This is a genomic window from Subsaxibacter sp. CAU 1640, assembly GCF_023156585.1.
Lineage (GTDB): Bacteria > Bacteroidota > Bacteroidia > Flavobacteriales > Flavobacteriaceae > JBPOFM01.
Window position 1 is genome coordinate 314,168 of record NZ_JALNMI010000005.1, and the last position, 17,704, is coordinate 331,871.

The 17,704-nt window shown below is 36.6% G+C and carries 18 protein-coding genes; 11 read left to right on the top strand and 7 right to left on the bottom strand.

Going from position 1 to position 17,704, the window contains the following annotated elements; all coding sequences use genetic code 11:
* Nucleotides 1-86 precede the first annotated feature (86 nt).
* A complete protein-coding gene (locus tag M0G43_RS13880; protein WP_248027378.1) occupies nt 87-1,481 on the bottom strand; it encodes a fasciclin domain-containing protein in 1,395 nt (464 codons plus the stop codon).
* 54 nt (nt 1,482-1,535) lie between these two features.
* Here M0G43_RS13880 and M0G43_RS13885 point away from each other — a divergent pair, with 54 nt between their 5' ends.
* The 5 genes from M0G43_RS13885 to M0G43_RS13905 all read left to right on the top strand — a co-directional run bounded on the left by M0G43_RS13885 (nt 1,536) and on the right by M0G43_RS13905 (nt 7,281).
* Nucleotides 1,536-2,243: a toxin-antitoxin system YwqK family antitoxin gene (locus tag M0G43_RS13885; RefSeq protein WP_248027379.1), complete on the top strand. Its 708-nt coding sequence runs from the start codon at nt 1,536-1,538 to the stop codon at nt 2,241-2,243.
* 78 nt (nt 2,244-2,321) lie between these two features.
* Nucleotides 2,322-3,509: a tRNA 2-thiouridine(34) synthase MnmA gene (gene mnmA / locus M0G43_RS13890; protein WP_248027381.1), complete on the top strand. Its 1,188-nt coding sequence runs from the start codon at nt 2,322-2,324 to the stop codon at nt 3,507-3,509.
* A gap of 29 nt (nt 3,510-3,538) precedes the next feature.
* A complete protein-coding gene (locus M0G43_RS13895) occupies nt 3,539-5,149 on the top strand; it encodes a S8 family serine peptidase (protein ID WP_248027384.1) in 1,611 nt (536 codons plus the stop codon).
* Nucleotides 5,150-6,091, top strand: coding sequence for an NAD(P)H-dependent flavin oxidoreductase (locus tag M0G43_RS13900; RefSeq protein WP_248027385.1), 942 nt, complete (start codon nt 5,150-5,152; stop codon nt 6,089-6,091). It begins immediately after the preceding gene.
* An 11-nt stretch (nt 6,092-6,102) separates the two neighbouring features.
* Nucleotides 6,103-7,281, top strand: coding sequence for an ATP-grasp domain-containing protein (locus tag M0G43_RS13905; RefSeq protein WP_248027387.1), 1,179 nt, complete (start codon nt 6,103-6,105; stop codon nt 7,279-7,281).
* Here the strand turns inward: M0G43_RS13905 and M0G43_RS13910 are convergent.
* Nucleotides 7,233-8,168 (bottom strand): hypothetical protein, encoded by a 936-nt coding sequence (locus M0G43_RS13910; RefSeq protein ID WP_248027389.1) that lies wholly within the window; start codon nt 8,166-8,168, stop codon nt 7,233-7,235. The two genes, M0G43_RS13905 and M0G43_RS13910, sit on opposite strands and share 49 nt — an antisense overlap.
* Before the next feature lie 402 nt (nt 8,169-8,570).
* On the opposite strand from M0G43_RS13910, the gene M0G43_RS13915 reads away from it, so the two are divergent.
* From M0G43_RS13915 to M0G43_RS13925, 3 genes are read left to right on the top strand one after another with little or no spacing between them, the layout of a single operon-like run.
* Nucleotides 8,571-9,947 (top strand): MATE family efflux transporter, encoded by a 1,377-nt coding sequence (locus M0G43_RS13915; RefSeq protein ID WP_248027391.1) that lies wholly within the window; start codon nt 8,571-8,573, stop codon nt 9,945-9,947.
* Between the two features lie 6 nt (nt 9,948-9,953).
* Nucleotides 9,954-10,181 (top strand): hypothetical protein, encoded by a 228-nt coding sequence (locus tag M0G43_RS13920; RefSeq protein WP_248027393.1) that lies wholly within the window; start codon nt 9,954-9,956, stop codon nt 10,179-10,181.
* A complete protein-coding gene (locus M0G43_RS13925; protein ID WP_248027395.1) occupies nt 10,181-10,756 on the top strand; it encodes a phosphatase PAP2 family protein in 576 nt (191 codons plus the stop codon). The genes M0G43_RS13920 and M0G43_RS13925 overlap by 1 nt, the downstream gene beginning before the upstream one ends.
* Here M0G43_RS13925 and M0G43_RS13930 read toward each other — a convergent pair.
* Genes M0G43_RS13930 through M0G43_RS13940 form a run of 3 tightly spaced genes read right to left on the bottom strand, consistent with a single transcriptional unit; the run spans nt 10,743 to nt 13,694 of the window.
* Complete coding sequence (locus M0G43_RS13930; protein ID WP_248027396.1) at nt 10,743-12,365, bottom strand: ArnT family glycosyltransferase; 1,623 nt, start codon at nt 12,363-12,365, stop codon at nt 10,743-10,745. The two genes, M0G43_RS13925 and M0G43_RS13930, sit on opposite strands and share 14 nt — an antisense overlap.
* Nucleotides 12,343-12,981, bottom strand: coding sequence for a lipid-A-disaccharide synthase N-terminal domain-containing protein (locus tag M0G43_RS13935; protein ID WP_248027399.1), 639 nt, complete (start codon nt 12,979-12,981; stop codon nt 12,343-12,345). Before M0G43_RS13935 ends, M0G43_RS13930 begins: the two co-directional genes overlap by 23 nt.
* Nucleotides 12,978-13,694: a glycosyltransferase gene (locus tag M0G43_RS13940; protein ID WP_248027401.1), complete on the bottom strand. Its 717-nt coding sequence runs from the start codon at nt 13,692-13,694 to the stop codon at nt 12,978-12,980. Before M0G43_RS13940 ends, M0G43_RS13935 begins: the two co-directional genes overlap by 4 nt.
* 116 nt (nt 13,695-13,810) lie before the next feature.
* Here M0G43_RS13940 and M0G43_RS13945 point away from each other — a divergent pair, with 116 nt between their 5' ends.
* Complete coding sequence (locus M0G43_RS13945) at nt 13,811-14,752, top strand: NAD-dependent epimerase/dehydratase family protein (protein WP_248027403.1); 942 nt, start codon at nt 13,811-13,813, stop codon at nt 14,750-14,752.
* Here M0G43_RS13945 and meaB read toward each other — a convergent pair.
* Both meaB and M0G43_RS13955 read right to left on the bottom strand, forming a co-directional pair.
* Nucleotides 14,747-15,823: a methylmalonyl Co-A mutase-associated GTPase MeaB gene (gene meaB / locus M0G43_RS13950; RefSeq protein ID WP_248027707.1), complete on the bottom strand. Its 1,077-nt coding sequence runs from the start codon at nt 15,821-15,823 to the stop codon at nt 14,747-14,749. The genes M0G43_RS13945 and meaB overlap by 6 nt on opposite strands.
* A gap of 12 nt (nt 15,824-15,835) precedes the next feature.
* Nucleotides 15,836-16,411 carry a DUF2911 domain-containing protein gene (locus tag M0G43_RS13955; RefSeq protein ID WP_248027405.1) on the bottom strand — a complete coding sequence of 192 codons (576 nt, stop codon included), beginning with the start codon at nt 16,409-16,411 and terminating at the stop codon, nt 15,836-15,838.
* A gap of 188 nt (nt 16,412-16,599) precedes the next feature.
* Here M0G43_RS13955 and M0G43_RS13960 point away from each other — a divergent pair, with 188 nt between their 5' ends.
* The gene (locus M0G43_RS13960; protein ID WP_248027407.1) at nt 16,600-17,148 is read left to right on the top strand and encodes an RNA polymerase sigma factor; all 549 of its coding nucleotides are present in this window, start codon (nt 16,600-16,602) and stop codon (nt 17,146-17,148) included.
* Nucleotides 17,132-17,695 carry a hypothetical protein gene (locus tag M0G43_RS13965; protein WP_248027409.1) on the top strand — a complete coding sequence of 188 codons (564 nt, stop codon included), beginning with the start codon at nt 17,132-17,134 and terminating at the stop codon, nt 17,693-17,695. Before M0G43_RS13960 ends, M0G43_RS13965 begins: the two co-directional genes overlap by 17 nt.
* Nucleotides 17,696-17,704: the final 9 nt, after the last annotated feature.

The window sequence follows — 17,704 nt, forward strand, 5'->3', positions numbered from 1 at the left end:
ATCAAAAGAGCCACCCATTACAGGTGGCTCTTTCTTCACGAATCTGCTAATTCAATACATAAAAACACAGTATTGTAAATTCAATTTTATTGTTGAGGTAAAATAACCTTGTCAATGGCATGTACGACACCATTGATGGCTTGAATGTCCACAAGCGAGGTTATAATGTTAGAGACCCTTCCATTTGGATCCGTCAATGTAAGGTTAGTAGCATCAAGATTTATAGATCCACCTAAAGTTGGTACAGGGCCAGTCATCAAATCTGTAGATCTAACATTGCCACTAACTACATGGTATAGTAGAATATCCTGTACGGTTGCTGGAGGAACATCTCCTAAAGAAGTGTTTCCAGAAGGATCTAATTCCAATAACAAATCACCAAATGCAGCATCTGTTGGTGCAAACACTGTGAAGGGACCATTGCCAGAAAGCGTTCCAATTAAATCGGGTGATGGTGATTGCGAATCAGCTGACTGCAGCGCTGCCACTAGATTGGTCAATGCCGGATTTGTAGTGGCAAATGTTACAATGGTAGGCAAATCAATCACCTCATCAACTACATGAATTACGCCATTTGATGCAATAATGTCGGCAGTCATTACATTCGACATTCCATTTAAAACTACACCATCGTCCGTGTTCACATAAAGACTAATGGCATCGCCATCACTATTAGTAGCTGCAGTAGACACATAGCTGTTTTCCAAACCATCGGAAGTTGCAGTAGCACCTACAATCACATGGTTCGCTAGGACTGTATTGATATCATAACCATTAGGGTTAGTATAAGCACTAAATGCTGAATTGTTTGGAGCGAAAACTGTAAATTGAGTTGAGCTACTTGACAATAAGTCAGTGAAGGTAGTGTTTCCTCCAGATGTTAACGCGCCTACCAAGCTAGAAAGATTTGGATTTGCAACGGCGTGGGTAACAATATTTGGTAAGCCTATTACTGCATCAACGATATGAATAGTTCCATTGGATGCCATAACATCAGCAGTGGTTACAGAAGACACGCCATTAAACCTTACACCGTTCGATGTATTAAAATAGAGGCTCATTGGATTTCCACCAGCACCCGTGGCATTTGTGGTTGTATAACCAGAGCCCATTCCCATAAGATCGGAAGAGGATATATCTCCAGAAATGACATGATTTAAAAGAATTTGAGATAAAACGTTTGTCGGTACCTCACTTAAACTATTGAATCCATTGTCACTTAAAAAAGTTTCAAAGGCATCATTAGTTGGTGCTAGTACCGTAAATGGACCACTACCATTCAATACATCTACCAAATTACCATCTGCTACCTGTAATGCTGCCACCAAGTTGCTCAAAGAAGATGTTGCCATGGCAGTTTCTACAATGTTTAGTTCTTGAGGTTGGGGAGTTGAGTTGTCATCATCATTGCTACAAGATGAAAATGTCATCACCAAAAATAGGATTGGTATAAACTTTGCTAAATTTGAAATAATTTTCATTGTTTTGAGTTTTAAATAGAGTTAATATTAATTTTTGTTCAACTAAAATACAAAATGATTAAACAAAATATTATTGCCATTTTGACTTTAACATTATTTTTAACAAATGTTAGCGCGCAAACTATCAACCAATTAGACGATAAAGGTGAACGCCATGGCTATTGGAAGAAGAATTTTGATAAAACGGATCAGCCTAAATATGAAGGCACTTTTGAGCATGGCAAAGAAGTGGGAACTTTTAAGTTCTATAAGTTGGTAGAAGGCAAAAGCAAGTTGAGTGCCACACGCGAATTTCTACCTGATAGCGATAAAATTAACGTCAAATTCTTTTCTTCTAAAGGCAAATTGATAAGTGAAGGAATGATGAATGACAAGTTGTTTATAGGAAAATGGATTTATTACCACAATAAGAATAATGGCATTTTGATGACAGAAAACTATAACGACAAGGGTGTTCTTGAAGGGGAAAAGTTGGTCTATTATGAAAATGGACAAATGGCTGAAAAATCAATTTATGTCAATGGTGAGATTGACGGGATATCTACATGGTACTCTGAAAATGGAAAGGTTTTAAAGGAATTTACCTATAAAAATGGTCTATTGCATGGCATGGCCAAATATTATGATAAAGACGGCGTGATGTTGGCTGAAGGTGTCTATAAAAATGATAAAAAACATGGTATTTGGAAGTATTACGAAAATGGAAAATTGACCGAAGAAAAGGATTATACCATTTACAGTAAAAACCCAAAGAAACAATAAGTTTATTCAATTGAACCCATAATAATTTATAATGGCAACTTTAACGAGTTGCTTTTTTTTATTTCTTAATTTTGCGGCATGCAAAGAGTTATCGTAGGACTTTCTGGTGGTGTAGATTCAAGCGTTGCAGCTTATCTGTTAAAGGAGCAAGGCTATGAAGTCATTGGCTTATTTATGAAAAATTGGCATGATGATTCTGTGACAATCAGCAATGAATGCCCTTGGCTTGATGACAGCAATGATGCTATGCTGGTAGCCGATAAGCTAGGCATTCCTTTTCAAACGGTTGATTTAAGTGAACAATACAAAGAACGTATAGTTGACTATATGTTCAACGAATACCAACAAGGACGAACACCTAATCCAGATGTACTATGCAATAGAGAAATCAAGTTTGATGTATTTATGAAAATTGCCCTTGATTTGGACGCTGATTACGTTGCTACAGGCCATTATTGTAGAAAAGGTACTATTAAAAAAGATGGTAAAGAAATATATCAGTTGTTGAAAGGTGTTGATGACAATAAGGATCAATCATACTTTTTATGTCAATTGTCTCAAGAGCAATTATCTAAATCACTGTTTCCAATTGGTGAATTGACCAAACCAGAGGTTAGAGAAATTGCTACAAAACTCGATTTGGTAACTGCTTATAAAAAAGATTCGCAAGGACTTTGTTTTATCGGTAAAGTAAAGCTTCCTGATTTTTTGCAACAACAATTACAACCAAAGGAAGGTATCATTGTGGAAATTCCTGAAGACAACAGTTATTATCAAGAAATTGCTCCAGAGTTTTCAAACGTTCAAGAAAAACTGAAGTATTTGACACGCAAAATTGACTATTCAGTTACTGACGGAAAAGTGGTTGGTAAGCATCAAGGAGCTCATTATTTTACCAAAGGTCAGCGCAAAGGTCTGGCTGTAGGAGGCACAGCAGAACCATTGTTTGTCATTGATACTGACGTAAAAGAAAATGTCATTTATACAGGCCAAGGGAAAGAGCATCCAGGCTTGATGAAAAAAGCTCTTTTTGTCAAAGATCACGAACTACATTGGATTCGTGAAGATATGATGTTAAAAACCGATGAAACTTTATCGGTAAAGGCTAGAATACGTTATCGTCAGCCACTTCAGAAAGCAACTCTTCATAAGGTTGATGGTGGAATGTATGTGGAGTTTGAAGAATTTCAGTCTGCCATTACAGAGGGGCAATTCGTAGCGTGGTATTTAGATGATGAATTAGTTGGTTCGGGAGTAATTTCTTAAATTGCATGTAATTATGCAATTTATTGCTAATGAAAAAGGGATTACTGTTAATTTACTTGGTTTTATGCCAAGTGTATGTTTATGCTCAAGAAGATGCTTGGGTGTACCTTACTGATAAGGATAATACTGGCTTTTCTATATCCAACCCTCCACAATTTTTAACCCAACAAGCAATTGACCGTAAGAATTCACAAGGAATAGCTATTGATAATCGCGACTTACCAGTCAACGAAACCTATATTTCACAACTGAAAAATCAAGCAGGAATTACTGTTATGGCGAAGTCCAAATGGTTCAATGCTGTTCATGTCAGAGGAATTCAAGAAGATATCGATGCGCTGGCAACATTGGAATTTGTGGATTATATCGATTTTGCAAATAGTAGTCTGAATCGATCAGCCAGTAACTCTAATCGTCAAGATAAATTTGAAATAGAGGAGTCACTCATTGATTTCGAATATGGTGGCACTCAAAATCAAGTGGAGATGATCAATCTTGATAATTTGCACTTGTCGGATTATACTGGTAATGAAATCATAATAGCTGTGTTGGACGCTGGTTTTCCAAATGTCAATACAATGAGTTCTTTCCAACGCTTAAGAAACAATAATGATTTGTTGGGAGGCTATGACTTTGTAGATAGAACAGACAATGTTTATGAGTTTGCCGGAAGCAATCATGGAACGAAAGTATTGAGTGTCATGGCAGGATTTGTTCAAGATCAATATGTAGGTACGGCTCCAGATGCTTCTTATTATCTCTTTAGAACAGAAGATGTTGGTAGTGAGAATCCCGTGGAAGAAAGTTATTGGGTGGAAGCTGCTGAAAGAGCGGATAGCCTTGGTGTTCATATCATCAACTCATCATTAGGTTACACGGTTTATGATAATCCAAATTATAGTTATACACCATCACAAATGAATGGTCAGGTGGCATTTATCAGTAAGGGTGCTACAATTGCTTCAGAAAAAGGTATCCTAGTTGTCAATTCCGCTGGAAACTCTGGAAATAACTCGTGGCAAATTGTCGGAGCGCCTGCTGATGCTTCTAAGGTATTTTCTATAGGAGGTGTTGATGCTAGTGGAGCGTATTCCAGTTTTAGTTCGCAAGGAAGCGCTACGCAATCAACTTTAAAGCCAGATGTTGTGGCAAGAGCATCCAGTACTTTTGTCATTGACCAGTTTGATGTGATAGTGAACAACAACGGTACATCCTTCAGTTCGCCCATAATGGCAGGTGCAATGGCCTGTTTAAAGCAGGCTTTACCATCTGTGTCTAATGAACAATTGAAACAGTTTACACGGATGTCGGCATCTCAATATACAACACCAGATTTTATGATGGGTTACGGCATTCCAGATATGCAAATGGCGCTTAATTTGGCCTTATCAGTTCAGGAAGAAACATTCGGAGAACTAAAGATTTTTCCAAACCCTGTGAAAAATGAACTGCATATACAATTACCTTCAGATACGGATACGACATTGATGATTTATGATGTGTTGGGAAAATTAGTTCTTAAAAAGTCGTTCAATTCAACCTATCAAAAGATTAATACGAGTTCAATGATATCTGGAATGTATATTTTGAGAATAGAATCATCATCAGGTTCCAAAACATTCAAATTGATCAAATCTTAAATGGAAAACAAGATTACCTCACTTTTTAATATTCAATATCCAATAGTTCAGGCTGGAATGATATGGGCAAGTGGATGGCGCTTGGCTTCAGCAGCGAGCAATTCAGGAATCCTCGGTTTGATAGGAGCAGGTTCCATGTACCCAGATGTTTTGAGAGAGCATATTCAAAAATGTAAAAAGGCTACCGATAAACCTTTTGGTGTCAATGTTCCTATGTTGTATCCTAATATTGAAGAAATTATGGATATCATTGCTGAAGAAGGTGTCAAAATAGTTTTTACATCCGCAGGAAATCCAAAAACCTGGACAGGTTGGTTAAAAGAGCGCGGAATTACAGTGGTTCATGTGGTGAGCAGTGTCAAATTTGCGTTAAAGGCGCAAGAAGCTGGTGTCGATGCTGTAGTGGCCGAAGGTTTTGAAGCAGGTGGTCATAACGGACGTGAAGAAACTACAACGCTAACGCTAATACCAATGGTCAAAGAACAATTGAATATTCCTTTGATCGCAGCTGGTGGCATTGCAACTGGACAAGCCATGTTGGCAACAATGATTCTCGGAGCTGACGGTGTACAAATCGGAAGCCGTTTTGTTGCCAGCGATGAGGCCTCTTCTCATATCAATTTTAAAAATCTTGTGGTTGATGCCAAAGAAGGTGATACACATTTGACTTTAAAAGAATTGGCTCCAGTCCGAATGATTAAAAATAAATTTTATCATCAAGTCCAGGAGTTGTATCAAAAAGGAGCTACCGTAGATGATCTAAAAATCTTGCTGGGAAGAGCCAGGGCCAAACGTGGTATGTTTGAAGGCGACCTTGAAGATGGCGAATTGGAAATAGGCCAAATTGCTGGATTGATTCATGATATAAAGCCAGTGTCAAAAATTGTAGAAGATTTAATGAACGAATTTAACCAAGCGAAGAATTATGTGAAGAGTTTTTAAAAAAGCATAATATGTCCAAAACTAACCCAACCAACACGCATATATTGATTCCCGATGGTGATAGCACTTGGGCACTTCCAGTTATAAAATGTTTGGCATTTCGTACAGACTATAAAATATTTGTCCTTTCCGCTAAAGAAAATACAGCGGCGAAATTTTCAAAGACTACAAGTTATTATAAATACTATCCAAAATCATATGATAACTCTTGGTTAAACATATTGAACCAAGAAATTGAGTCTAAAAGCATTGATGTTGTGTTGCCAATTGCAGAACCTGAATGTCTATTTCTTATACAAAATAAGCACTTGCTTTCTGATATAGCGAAAGTCATACCTATGGCCTCGATCGACAACTTTGAAACCGCAATTGATAAAAATAAGCTCGGAATTTTTTGTGAACAACACCAAATTGCGTATCCAAAATCACAGGCTTTTAGCAATTCGAAGGACTTTATTTCTAATGGCAATCATCTAACATATCCTTTACTCATAAAACCTTTGCATGACAAAGGCGGAAATGGTATCATTAAATTTGATGATAAGACTAAATTTGAAAAATTTATTCATGAGAACTTTAAAAACAACTCTTTTTTTGCTCAAGAATTTGTAGAAGGATATGACATCGATTGTAGTGTTCTCTGTGACAATGGAAAGGTATTGACACATACTATTCAAAAAGGATTTTTAACGGGTAAAAATCCATACTCACCTTACATTGGGATTGCTTTTTTACAGAATGATGAGGTCTTGGAGCTAACAAAAAAACTGATGGAAGCATTGAATTGGTCTGGTGTTGCACATATAGATTTGCGCTATGACAAGAAACGTGGTGAATATAAAATTTTGGAAGTAAATGCACGTTTTTGGGGCAGTGTGGAGGCATCAAGAATAGCCAATATAAATTTTCCTGTATTGATTTGTGATTATGTTAGTGGAAAAGCAATAACTCATCAATCCTATAATCCTATTAGTTATTTGAGATTCAGAGGGCTCATAAAATATATTAGTAAGCATCCATCATACATTTTCTATCTTCGATCCATTTTAAAATCAACAGAGGCAAAATCGGTTCTAAAAGATCCTTTGCCAACCATTTATAAATTCAGGGAATGGCTTGGGAGAAAATTGTATCGAAAAAATTACTTTTTCAGTTCAGTGACATACAATCTGCTCAAGCCATTTTCATAACTATTGAATGTCTTAAATAAACCTTCAATATCTACTTTAGAAGCAAAAATTGGTTTCAGCGCATTTCTTTTACTGGTGAAATACAGTGTATTCGTGGCTTCATCGACGTATGGACAATAATCCATTTTATCAGAATTGATACTTGCGCCCATATTTTCTGAAGGACTCCATTCACCATTTTCAAGCCTTTTACTGATGTACAAATCGCCACTTCCCAAACCATCATTTCTATTGTAACACGTATAAATGATATAGGATTCGTCACTGGCTACAAAGGCATTAAACTCATAACCATCAGAATTGATGCCGTCTCCCAATCGTTTAGGTTCGGTATAGGATCCATTAATAAATTCACTTACATAAATATCATCTTTTTGCTTAAGTTCCGGATTGTCCAATGTGAAGTACAAATTCTTCGAAGCTGTGATAACGGGATAAAACTCATCCATTTTAGTGTTGATAGATGTTCCCATATTTTTAGGTTCTGACCATTCGGCATCTAATGACGCACGTTCTACATACCAAATATCAAAATCCTTGACCTCATTTGAAGTTTGATCTAAAGGTCTATTTGAAACAAAATAAAGTGTCAATCCATCATTCGAAAAAAATGGTTCCAAATCAAAATATCGCCCAGAAAATGGAAGCACTTCTGGATTGCTCCATTCATTGCTCACTTTTTTTACACTTACAAGTGCCGAAATATCACCCATAGGACTTTGCGCTGAAAATATAACTTCATCATTTTTTGCCGTCAATGCAAGGTCTCTTACATTTGGAAATTTGGACACTATATCCTCCAAAAAGGGTTGTACTATTTTCTCTGTGTGTTGAGAGAATAAGTGTAAACTTGAAGTGATAAGTAGAAAAAGTATTGCATGCTTCATAGGTTGGTTTTTAAGCAATTTACGAAACACTTGAAGTTATGATTTTTAAAATTTTGTTAATTTAAATTTTTGCCAAACAAAAAGGGGAACAAGTCCCCTTTTTTAGTTTGAAACGTTTTAACAACAAATTTTCAAATCCCTCTAAAATAATAGCTAAAATGTTTCTAAATAATCCAAGTAATTGCATTGAAAACCATCAAAGCAATCCATTCTATGGATTATCTATTGTAAAAATAAGATTTTGAATCGTTCATTCAGGATTTAAATGGGTTGACTTATTAACAAATGAAGAATATAAGATTTTAATATTCAATAAATTGTGTTGATGCCAAATAAAATTTTGATGGACTATATTAAATAGAATTCGAATGAACTACCTTTGCACCTCTCAAAATAGAGGTTGTGATTTTAGCTGACTATACCAAGGAATTCAAATATAATTTAAGACTTGCCACACCTGTTATGTTGGGTATGTTAGGTCATACCTTTGTGGGTCTTATCGACAATATTATGGTCGGTCAGCTGGGTTCGGCGGAACTGGCTGCCGTATCGCTAGGCAACAGTTTCATTTTCATTGCGATGTCTCTTGGTATTGGGTTTTCTACTGCACTTACGCCATTAATCGCCGAAGCAGATTCTGAGGGTAATTTTGAAAAAGGCAAGTCAAGTTTTAAACACGGTTTGTTTTTATGCGGTGTGTTGAGTGTGCTTCTGTTTTTGACGTTGTTATTGGCGAAACCTTTGATGCATGTTATGGACCAGCCGGAAGAAGTTGTAAAGCTTGCCATTCCATATTTGGATTTGGTAGGATTATCTCTAATTCCGTTAATTATATTTCAGGCGTTCAAACAGTTTAGTGATGGCTTATCTCTAGTGAAATATCCCATGTATGCGACTATAATTGCGAACGTTCTCAATGTATTTTTTAACTATGTTTTGATTTTTGGAAAATTGGGATTTCCGGAAATGGGAATTGTAGGCGCAGCATTGGGAACTTTATTATCGCGTTTTGCCATGCTGTTGTTTCTGTGGTGGCTTTTAAAAATCAAATCGAAATCCAAATTTTATGTGACCAATGTCAAATTGTTTTCACTAAATACCGAAATGCTTAAAAAAGTGCTCAATCTTGGTTTCCCAAGTGCAATGCAAATGTTTTTTGAGGTGGCAATTTTTACCGCTGCCATTTGGCTGAGTGGAACACTTGGAAAAAATCCACAAGCGGCAAATCAAATCGCCCTGAATTTATCTTCAATGACTTTTATGGTTGCGACAGGTTTAAGTGTAGCTGCCATGATACGTGTTGGTAATCAAAAAGGTCTTCAGAACTATATAGAATTGCGCAGAATCGCAATGTCCATTTTCTTACTGGGTTTCATTTTCGCGTTTATTTTCGCTTTGATGTTTTTGGCATTGCACAATATTTTTCCGAAGATTTATGTGAATCTAGATGACCCAATGAACGCCATTGACAACGCTGAAGTGGTGAGTATTGCGGCAACCTTATTGATTGCTGCCGCGGTGTTTCAAATTAGTGACAGTTTGCAAGTGGTCGCTTTAGGAGCACTGCGTGGGCTTCAAGATGTTAAAATCCCGACAATCATCACTTTCATTTCATATTGGGCCATAGGATTTCCTATTAGCTATTATTTTGGTAAAGAAGATACTTTAGGGAGTTTAGGTATTTGGTTGGGTTTATTGGCAGGCTTAACAAGTGCTGCAATATTATTGTATATTAGGTTTAATTATTTGACGAAAAAATTAATTTTGAACAATCAATAGAATACAATGGAACTACCAAAATTTATATTAGGCGATAACACCGATTTTCCAGATGCGGTTTACATTATACATACCGATTTTCCTCGATTTATATTGAATTTGGAAAATGACGAGGTAGAATGGTTGGAAGAATTTGATGAACATGATGAAAAAGAAATTGCATCAGAAACAGAAAACCTAATCCAGCAAGCAACGGATTTCTACGATAGAGAAATTGCAAGATATAATGAATAATGATTGACCAAATCCTACAATACGATACAGATCTTTTTATATATCTAAACAGTCTGGGAACCGAAACTTGGGACCCATTTTGGTTGGCTTACACTTCAAAATGGAACTGGATTCCTTTTTATGCATTGCTGCTTTATTTAATATTTAGACAAATTGGCAAAAAACCAATGGTGGTAACGATAGTTGTGGTCGCTTTGATGGTTTTGGTGACAGACCAAGTGACTAATTTATTCAAGCATGGATTTCAGCGGATGCGTCCATGTCACCTTGCCGAATTGATTGATGGCATGCGATTGGTGAGAGATGGTTGTGGAGGTCGTTATGGTTTCTTTTCTGGCCATGCATCCAATACCATGGCTGCTGCCATTTTTATTGGAATGACCTTAAAAAACAGATTTAAATATTTAATCTATATTTTGATTTTCTGGGCATTTTTGATGGCATACAGTCGTGTTTACATAGGTGTTCACTACCCATTGGATATCGTCATAGGGATGAGTTTTGGTGCCATTTCTGGATACACTTTTTACAGGCTGAATCTATATCTGATCCAAAGGTTTTTTAGCGTTGTGTAAGAATGTAATAATCGTTGATCAATCGACTGTTGTGACGTTTTGAATCTTTTGGGACCGTATTTAGATCAAAGGTGTCCACTTTTTTAATGGTGTAATTGCTTTCAATAAGTTTCCAATCTTTCTCGCTGATATCATAAGCCAATATTCCAAATTTTGATTCATCAGGAAACTCGTAATTCCCATCTTTAAATTTTATCTCTGGAATTGTCTTGCCATAGTGCCAAATCATCTCTGGCGATACATTGCTAAAGCCATAAATTTTTAGTCCGTCTTTTTCTAAATTATTGATAGGATTATTTTGAATACCTATGATGGGTTTCAATAGAGGTAAACCAAACATGAATGTAATTACGAAGAACCCAATAGTCAATAAAAATACAGCTTGCATATTTTTTTTCTTCAATTGAAGAATTATCAGGACACCAATACTCAACATCAATATAGATGACAATATGAAGAGTGCCCAACGGCCTTCCAGCTGTTCGCCAAGGATGATATAAATCGCAACAGGAAACCCAATTGCAATCAATCCAATCAAACCAAAATTAAAATATACAGGAATGGTTTCGCGTTTGTCCTTTAAGTCTTTGAATCGTCTGAAGAGATATTCAATATAAAACCCAATAGTGATAGCTAAGGGAATTAAAACAGGCATTAAATACCTCGATTTTTTCTCCGGAACCAATGATAGTAAAACTACAGCAACTATCGTCCATAGAAGACTAAATCTGTATGCTTTCAAGTTTGAAACTCTACTTTTTAAATAAGGATAAAGCAAACTTATAAACGCAGGAATGGTCCAAAGACCGCTTTGCGTAAAAAAGCTCCAATAATAATAAAACGGCTTTATGTTGTAGTTGCTCCAGTTGTTGGTTTCGCGCGTGGCAATTGCTTCAAATGTATGTGGATCGTTTAATCTTACATATACAAACCACCAACCGCCAACAATCAAAACAATCACAAGACAGATCATTGATGGAAAAACTTTTTGTTTAAAACCTTTAAATCGATAAGTAAATCCGTAGGCGAGAAGGAATGGCAACATCAAGGCATACATGGAGATGGGACCTTTGCACAAAAAGGAACAACCTATGAAAATACCAGCTAGCAAAGCATGTTTCCAATATTGTTTTTGCTTTTCAAACAGTTGAAATAAATGATAGATGCCAACTAACATAAATCCGTGAGTGAAAATATCCCAAGGCGCTTCAAGCGTAATCCCAATGACGTAGAATGAGGTGATAGCAATCAAAGCATTAATATAGCTATGTTTGGAATCACCAAGTATTTTTTTCGAAAGTAAGAAGGTGAAAACGCCTATCAAAGCCACAAATAGTATGGCTGGAAATCGCAAAGCAATAAGGCTTTTCAATCCGAAAAGCAAACCAAAAAATGCCGTAAGCCATGTTGGTAATGGCGGCTTTTCGTAACGTGCTTCACCATTCATGGTGGTCATAAGCCAATTGCCGTCAACAATCATTTCTCTCGCAGTCACAAAATTTCTAGCTTCCATAATACTCACCGGAATGATGTCAACGCTGAAAGCCAACATCAAAATGGTAATCAGTACTATCGAAATGATAGGTTTAGATTGGAGAACCTTTAGCATTGTTTTTGTGAATTAAGAAAAGATTTCTGGTATAAATCATAGTTCCAAGGCCATGACCTACAAACAAAACAGGGTCTTTTCTGAAGATGGCATAGGTCAATATCAAAAGTGCTCCTACCAAGCTCAAAAGCCAGAATCCAAATGGTAAAGCCGACACTTTTTTGTGTTCGGAATAAAGCCATTGATAGACAAATCGAAAGGTGAAAATAACTTGTGATACAATCCCTAAAACCAATAGCCACAAAGGAATGTCTTCATTCTTGAAAAGGATGTTGACGTCAATTTTATTGTTGTTAAAGTAATAAACCACGATAAGCGAAGGTACCAAAAGCAAAATCCATTGAACAAAGCCTGGGATTTTACGCCATTCTCCTTGCAACTGTAAATTTCTTATATAGATAAAGTAGGTAAGTGCCTGCCCAAGCATGATGGCAAAATCTTGTCTTAAATAGCCGTAAATGAACAACAAAAACGATGCAACAAGACTCAAGGTCCAAAATGTTGTAGGTGTGATGACTTTTTGTTGCTTTTCAGAAGCAATCCATTGAATCACCAGCCTTGATGAAAATAGCAGTTGTGCAATAAAACCTACAGAATAAATCAACCAATGACTCATAAGTGCTTCTTGCTAACGGTGTAATTAATATATTTTTTCTTCATCCACAAATACGCAAAGCAGTCCATCAAGGGGCCTAATAAGCGATTCCAAAGCCCGAAGTTGGCCTTTCCAGCTATTCTCGGGAAATGTCGCACAGGAACTTGTATGATTTTGCCTTCCTGCAGGAGGATCATTGCTGGCAAAAACCTGTGCAGCCCTTTAAACATCGGGATACGTTTTGCATAATCAGATTTTATGACTTTTAAAGGACAACCTGTATCATCCATACCATCTTTAGTGAAAGCACGTCTGATGCCATTGGCTATTTTTGAAGACATATTTTTAACAAATGAATCTTTTCGGTTAGACCTTACGCCTGTCACCAAATCATAGTCTCCAATATAATCCAACAAAATATTGAAATCTTCTGGAGTCGTTTGTAAATCAGAATCAATATAACCTACCAATTCAGTATCTACATAATCAAAACCAGCTTTAATGGCTGCACTCAAACCTCTATTATGTTCAAAACAGATAAATGTAAAAGCTTCGTTTCGTTCACAAATAGCTTCAATAAGTGCTTGGCTCTTGTCTTTAGAGCCATCATTCACAAATAGAATTTTTGTAGGAACTTTTGCAATAGATGTGTAGTGTAAGAGTTCTTTTTCAACACGTTCCAGATTATCTTCTTCGTTATAAACTGGCACTATGATAGTGAACTTATAATTCATTTGGCAAAAGTTAGGTCGTACAAAAATATTCAATTTTAGGTTAAAGGATTAATAATGGCCATATATTATGTAAAAAAGATGTTAACTTGCATATTATTTCGCATTAAAATTTTTCCATGAAGATATTAGTTACAGGGGCGGCAGGTTTTATTGGTTCACATACAGCCGAATGCTTACAGAATCTAGGTCATCAAGTCATTGGAGTGGATAATTTCTGCCCTTATTACAGCGTCGAATTAAAACGCCTGAATGCAAACGCATTGTCAGATGTAGGTGTAAAGATCATTGAAAAAGATTTACGAGATTCAGATTTATATGATACCCTGCCGTTAGATATTGAGTATATTTTTCATTTTGCGGCACAGCCTGGTATCTCATCTACTTCTACATTTGAAGATTACTTTAGCAATAACATTATAGCTACAAAGAATCTAGTGGATTATGCTCTAAATTGCAAAGAACTCAAGCTGTTTGTAAATATTGGAACTTCTTCGATTTATGGTTTAGAAGCCACCTATCCAGAAAGTTTTGCTCCAAAACCTGCTTCGTTTTATGGAGTTACAAAATTAGCCGCTGAGCAATTGGTGCTTCAGAAGAGTAGGGAAGAGCAGTTTAAAGCCTGTTCGTTACGTTTATATTCCGTTATTGGGCCAAGAGAGCGCCCGGAAAAAATGTATACGAAGTTGATTGATTTAGGTTTAAAAGATGAAGCATTTCCGCTTTATGAAGGAAGTGATACACATTTAAGAAGCTTTACGTACGTTGGAGATATAGTAGATGGTGTGGTAAGTGTCATTGGAAATGAAGATAAGGTCAATGGTGAAATTTTTAATTTGGGAACAGAAGTTGAGCATACAACCCAAGAAGGAATTGAAGCTGTAGAGCAGGTATTGGGTAAAAAGATTAAATTGAATGTTATACCTAAACGTGCTGGCGATCAATTACGAACCAAAGCAAATATTGACAAAGCACGTCGTCTATTGAATTACAATCCTCAAACCACTTTGTTGGAATCTGTGAAATCGCAGGTAGATTGGTTTAAGGCTAATTTCTTATAAATTCAGCAAAAGCTCTGCGGCTGCAAAAGGCGTTGTTTTGCCTTCTTCTATAAGTTTTAACTGCTGCTGCAATTCTTTCTTGATAGTCGGATTGTTATAGAAATCAGATTTCAAACGGTCCTCAATGGTTTGGAGTAACCAGAATTTGTTCTGCTCGTGCCGTTTGTGTTCGAAAAAGCCATTCTTTTGAGAGTGATTCAAATAGTCTTCAATCAAACTCCAAACTTCTGCAATACCTTCACTTCTCAAACCGCTTGCCAACAAAACCTTTGGTTGCCATCCTGAATCTTTCGCAGGATACAAATGAAGCGCTCTATTGAATTCAACCTTGGCAGTTCTGGCATTCTTAAGATTATCGCCATCCGCTTTATTGATGACGATGGCATCAGCCATTTCCATAATACCTCTTTTGATACCTTGCAACTCATCACCAGCACCTGCCAATTTCAATAGCAAAAAGAAATCAACCATACTATGTACGGCAGTCTCACTTTGACCAACACCCACAGTCTCAATCAAAATGGTATCAAAACCTGCAGCCTCGCATAAAATTATAGTTTCTCTACTTTTTCTAGCCACACCACCCAATGAAGTTCCGGAAGGTGAGGGACGTATAAACGCATTGTGATCCTTGACCAAATCCTCCATTCTCGTCTTATCTCCAAGGATGGAACCCTTGCTCAAAGTACTGCTTGGATCTACCGCCAGTACAGCAACTTTTTTCCCATTAGTGGTTAAGTGCGTTCCAAAAGACTCAATAAAGGTGCTCTTGCCTACGCCTGGAACTCCGGTAATACCAATTCTTACGGATTTGTTGCTATGAGGTAAACAAAGTTGGATAACTTCGTTTGCTTTCTTGAGGTGTTCGGCATTGGTGCTTTCAACCAAGGTAATGGCTCTGCTCAAGGCAGTCATATTGCCTTTGATAATATCGTCGAATAATTCTTTGGTAGTAGGTTGCGCTTGTCGCTTTTTTTTAATAGAACTTAAAGCATCCTTATTGGTAGTTCCTGGGTCTGTAACTCCTTTGGTTTCGTGTAAGGCAGATGATGGTTTTTTGTCGTTCAAAATATGAGGTTTCGCCTACTGTTCCTGACTTTCCATAATTTCCATTGGCACTTCAATCTTGGTCTTGTCCCAAACTAGCGTCATCTTTAAGTCATCAGTAGTATTATCAAATGCAATGGTAAACTGCTCCACAGGTTTATCAAGTTTTTGCACAGGCTCTTCAATATCCATATAATCAAACTGTGGCTCGCGCATTGGTCGCATCTGCTCATCGACTCCCCAAGGATATTGTTTTGTATTAAAAATAACGGTCCAAGTGGAATCCTTCGGTACAGTCCATAAAGTGTAAGTTCCTTTATTTAAAATAATATCTTCGATCATCAAATCCTTGTTAGTAGCAAAGGTAGTAGCTTCGTTAGCTCCTGTTCGCCATACTTCATTAAATGGCACGAGTGCTCCAAAAATCTCACGGCCTTTTTTGTATGGTCTATTATAAAACACTTCAAGCTTTGTATCATTCAACTCAAACTTTACTGTGTCTTTCGGGCTTAAACGTTTGCTGAAAATGTCTTCAACTGCAATGGCATAAATAAATAACCCTAGGGCAATGACCGACAGAACAATAATGGTCCATTTCAAAAAGCTGTTCATATAAGATGTGAATTATAATAGAATTTGAGTATAAATATAATTGAAATTAACCTGATACTTAAAGCACTTAACGTTGTTTTATTACTTTTTGATATTTTTTTCGTCTAATTTTCATAAATTCTGCAACATCTTATTTTTTGTCTCGTCCTTAAGATGAACTAAACCATTAACCAAAAGTACAACCCGGCATGTTTCAAACCGATATCATTGAAAAATGCAGACAAAACGATAGAAAGGCGCAGTTGCAACTGTATGCCCAATATTGTGATGGGATGTATGTGGTGGCAAATAGGTTTGTAAAGAATTCTATGGAAGCTGAAGATATCGTACAGGAATCCTTTATCAAAGCCTTTAACAAACTGCATCAATACAAAGCAGAAGTCACTTTTGGGGCGTGGTTAAAACGTATCGTCATCAATAAAAGCATCGATTTGCTAAAATCCAAGAAAAAGCATTTGCAGGACTTGGAAGAGGTGCACCTCAAGGTAGTCGATGATTCAAACGACGAATGGTTGGTAGAAGACAATATTACAATTGAAGACGTTAAGCAAGCGATAGAGCAGTTGCCCGAAAAATACAAATATGTGGTAATGCTCTATTTAATTGAAGGGTATGACCATCAGGAAATTTCAGATATTTTGAATATCACCGAGATTGCTTCACGGACACAATTATCAAGAGGAAAAGTAAAATTGCAAGAACTGTTAACACCTATGTACAATGGCACAAGATCTTAAAAAAATGTTCAGTGAGGATCGTCAAAAGATCCATAATGTGATGCCAACAGGCCACGAAGCCCGATTTTTGAAAAAATTGGAGGAAGAACTTCCAGCAACATCAATCAAAAAACGATTCAGTATTTGGAATATCGCGGCAAGCGCAGTGGTGCTTTTAGGTTTGAGTTTTGGAGCTTATCAATATTTTAAAACACCATCTGTCATTCCAGATGACAAGGAACAGGTAGTTACATTAAAATCACTTGGTGATGTATCACCCGATTTGAAAAAAGTGGAAGACTATTATGTAGCCAATATCAATTTGGAACTGGCAAATGTGAAGCTCACGCCAGAAAACAAGGAATTGTTCGACAGTTACATTGTGCGTTTGGAAGAATTGAACAAAGAGTACAATCGTCTGTCGGTAGAGTTGACTGAAAATGGTCCCAACGAACTGACGGTAAGCGCTCTGATTGATAATCTAAAGTTACGTCTCAATTTATTGTATCGTCTTAAAGAACAATTGAATGAGTTAAACACTTCTGAAGAAATTCAGAATATTAGTTAAAAAACAATA

What these genes read in the sequence shown, in the direction of transcription:
- M0G43_RS13880 (WP_248027378.1), bottom strand. Translation starts at nt 1,481, where the DNA reads ATGAAAATTATTTCAAATTTAGCAAAGTTTATACCAATCCTATTTTTG.
- M0G43_RS13885 (WP_248027379.1), top strand. Translation starts at nt 1,536, where the DNA reads ATGATTAAACAAAATATTATTGCCATTTTGACTTTAACATTATTTTTA.
- mnmA (WP_248027381.1), top strand. Translation starts at nt 2,322, where the DNA reads ATGCAAAGAGTTATCGTAGGACTTTCTGGTGGTGTAGATTCAAGCGTT.
- M0G43_RS13895 (WP_248027384.1), top strand. Translation starts at nt 3,539, where the DNA reads ATGAAAAAGGGATTACTGTTAATTTACTTGGTTTTATGCCAAGTGTAT.
- M0G43_RS13900 (WP_248027385.1), top strand. Translation starts at nt 5,150, where the DNA reads ATGGAAAACAAGATTACCTCACTTTTTAATATTCAATATCCAATAGTT.
- M0G43_RS13905 (WP_248027387.1), top strand. Translation starts at nt 6,103, where the DNA reads ATGTCCAAAACTAACCCAACCAACACGCATATATTGATTCCCGATGGT.
- M0G43_RS13910 (WP_248027389.1), bottom strand. Translation starts at nt 8,168, where the DNA reads ATGAAGCATGCAATACTTTTTCTACTTATCACTTCAAGTTTACACTTA.
- M0G43_RS13920 (WP_248027393.1), top strand. Translation starts at nt 9,954, where the DNA reads ATGGAACTACCAAAATTTATATTAGGCGATAACACCGATTTTCCAGAT.
- M0G43_RS13925 (WP_248027395.1), top strand. Translation starts at nt 10,181, where the DNA reads ATGATTGACCAAATCCTACAATACGATACAGATCTTTTTATATATCTA.
- M0G43_RS13930 (WP_248027396.1), bottom strand. Translation starts at nt 12,365, where the DNA reads ATGCTAAAGGTTCTCCAATCTAAACCTATCATTTCGATAGTACTGATT.
- M0G43_RS13935 (WP_248027399.1), bottom strand. Translation starts at nt 12,981, where the DNA reads ATGAGTCATTGGTTGATTTATTCTGTAGGTTTTATTGCACAACTGCTA.
- M0G43_RS13940 (WP_248027401.1), bottom strand. Translation starts at nt 13,694, where the DNA reads ATGAATTATAAGTTCACTATCATAGTGCCAGTTTATAACGAAGAAGAT.
- M0G43_RS13945 (WP_248027403.1), top strand. Translation starts at nt 13,811, where the DNA reads ATGAAGATATTAGTTACAGGGGCGGCAGGTTTTATTGGTTCACATACA.
- M0G43_RS13955 (WP_248027405.1), bottom strand. Translation starts at nt 16,411, where the DNA reads ATGAACAGCTTTTTGAAATGGACCATTATTGTTCTGTCGGTCATTGCC.
- M0G43_RS13960 (WP_248027407.1), top strand. Translation starts at nt 16,600, where the DNA reads ATGTTTCAAACCGATATCATTGAAAAATGCAGACAAAACGATAGAAAG.
- M0G43_RS13965 (WP_248027409.1), top strand. Translation starts at nt 17,132, where the DNA reads ATGGCACAAGATCTTAAAAAAATGTTCAGTGAGGATCGTCAAAAGATC.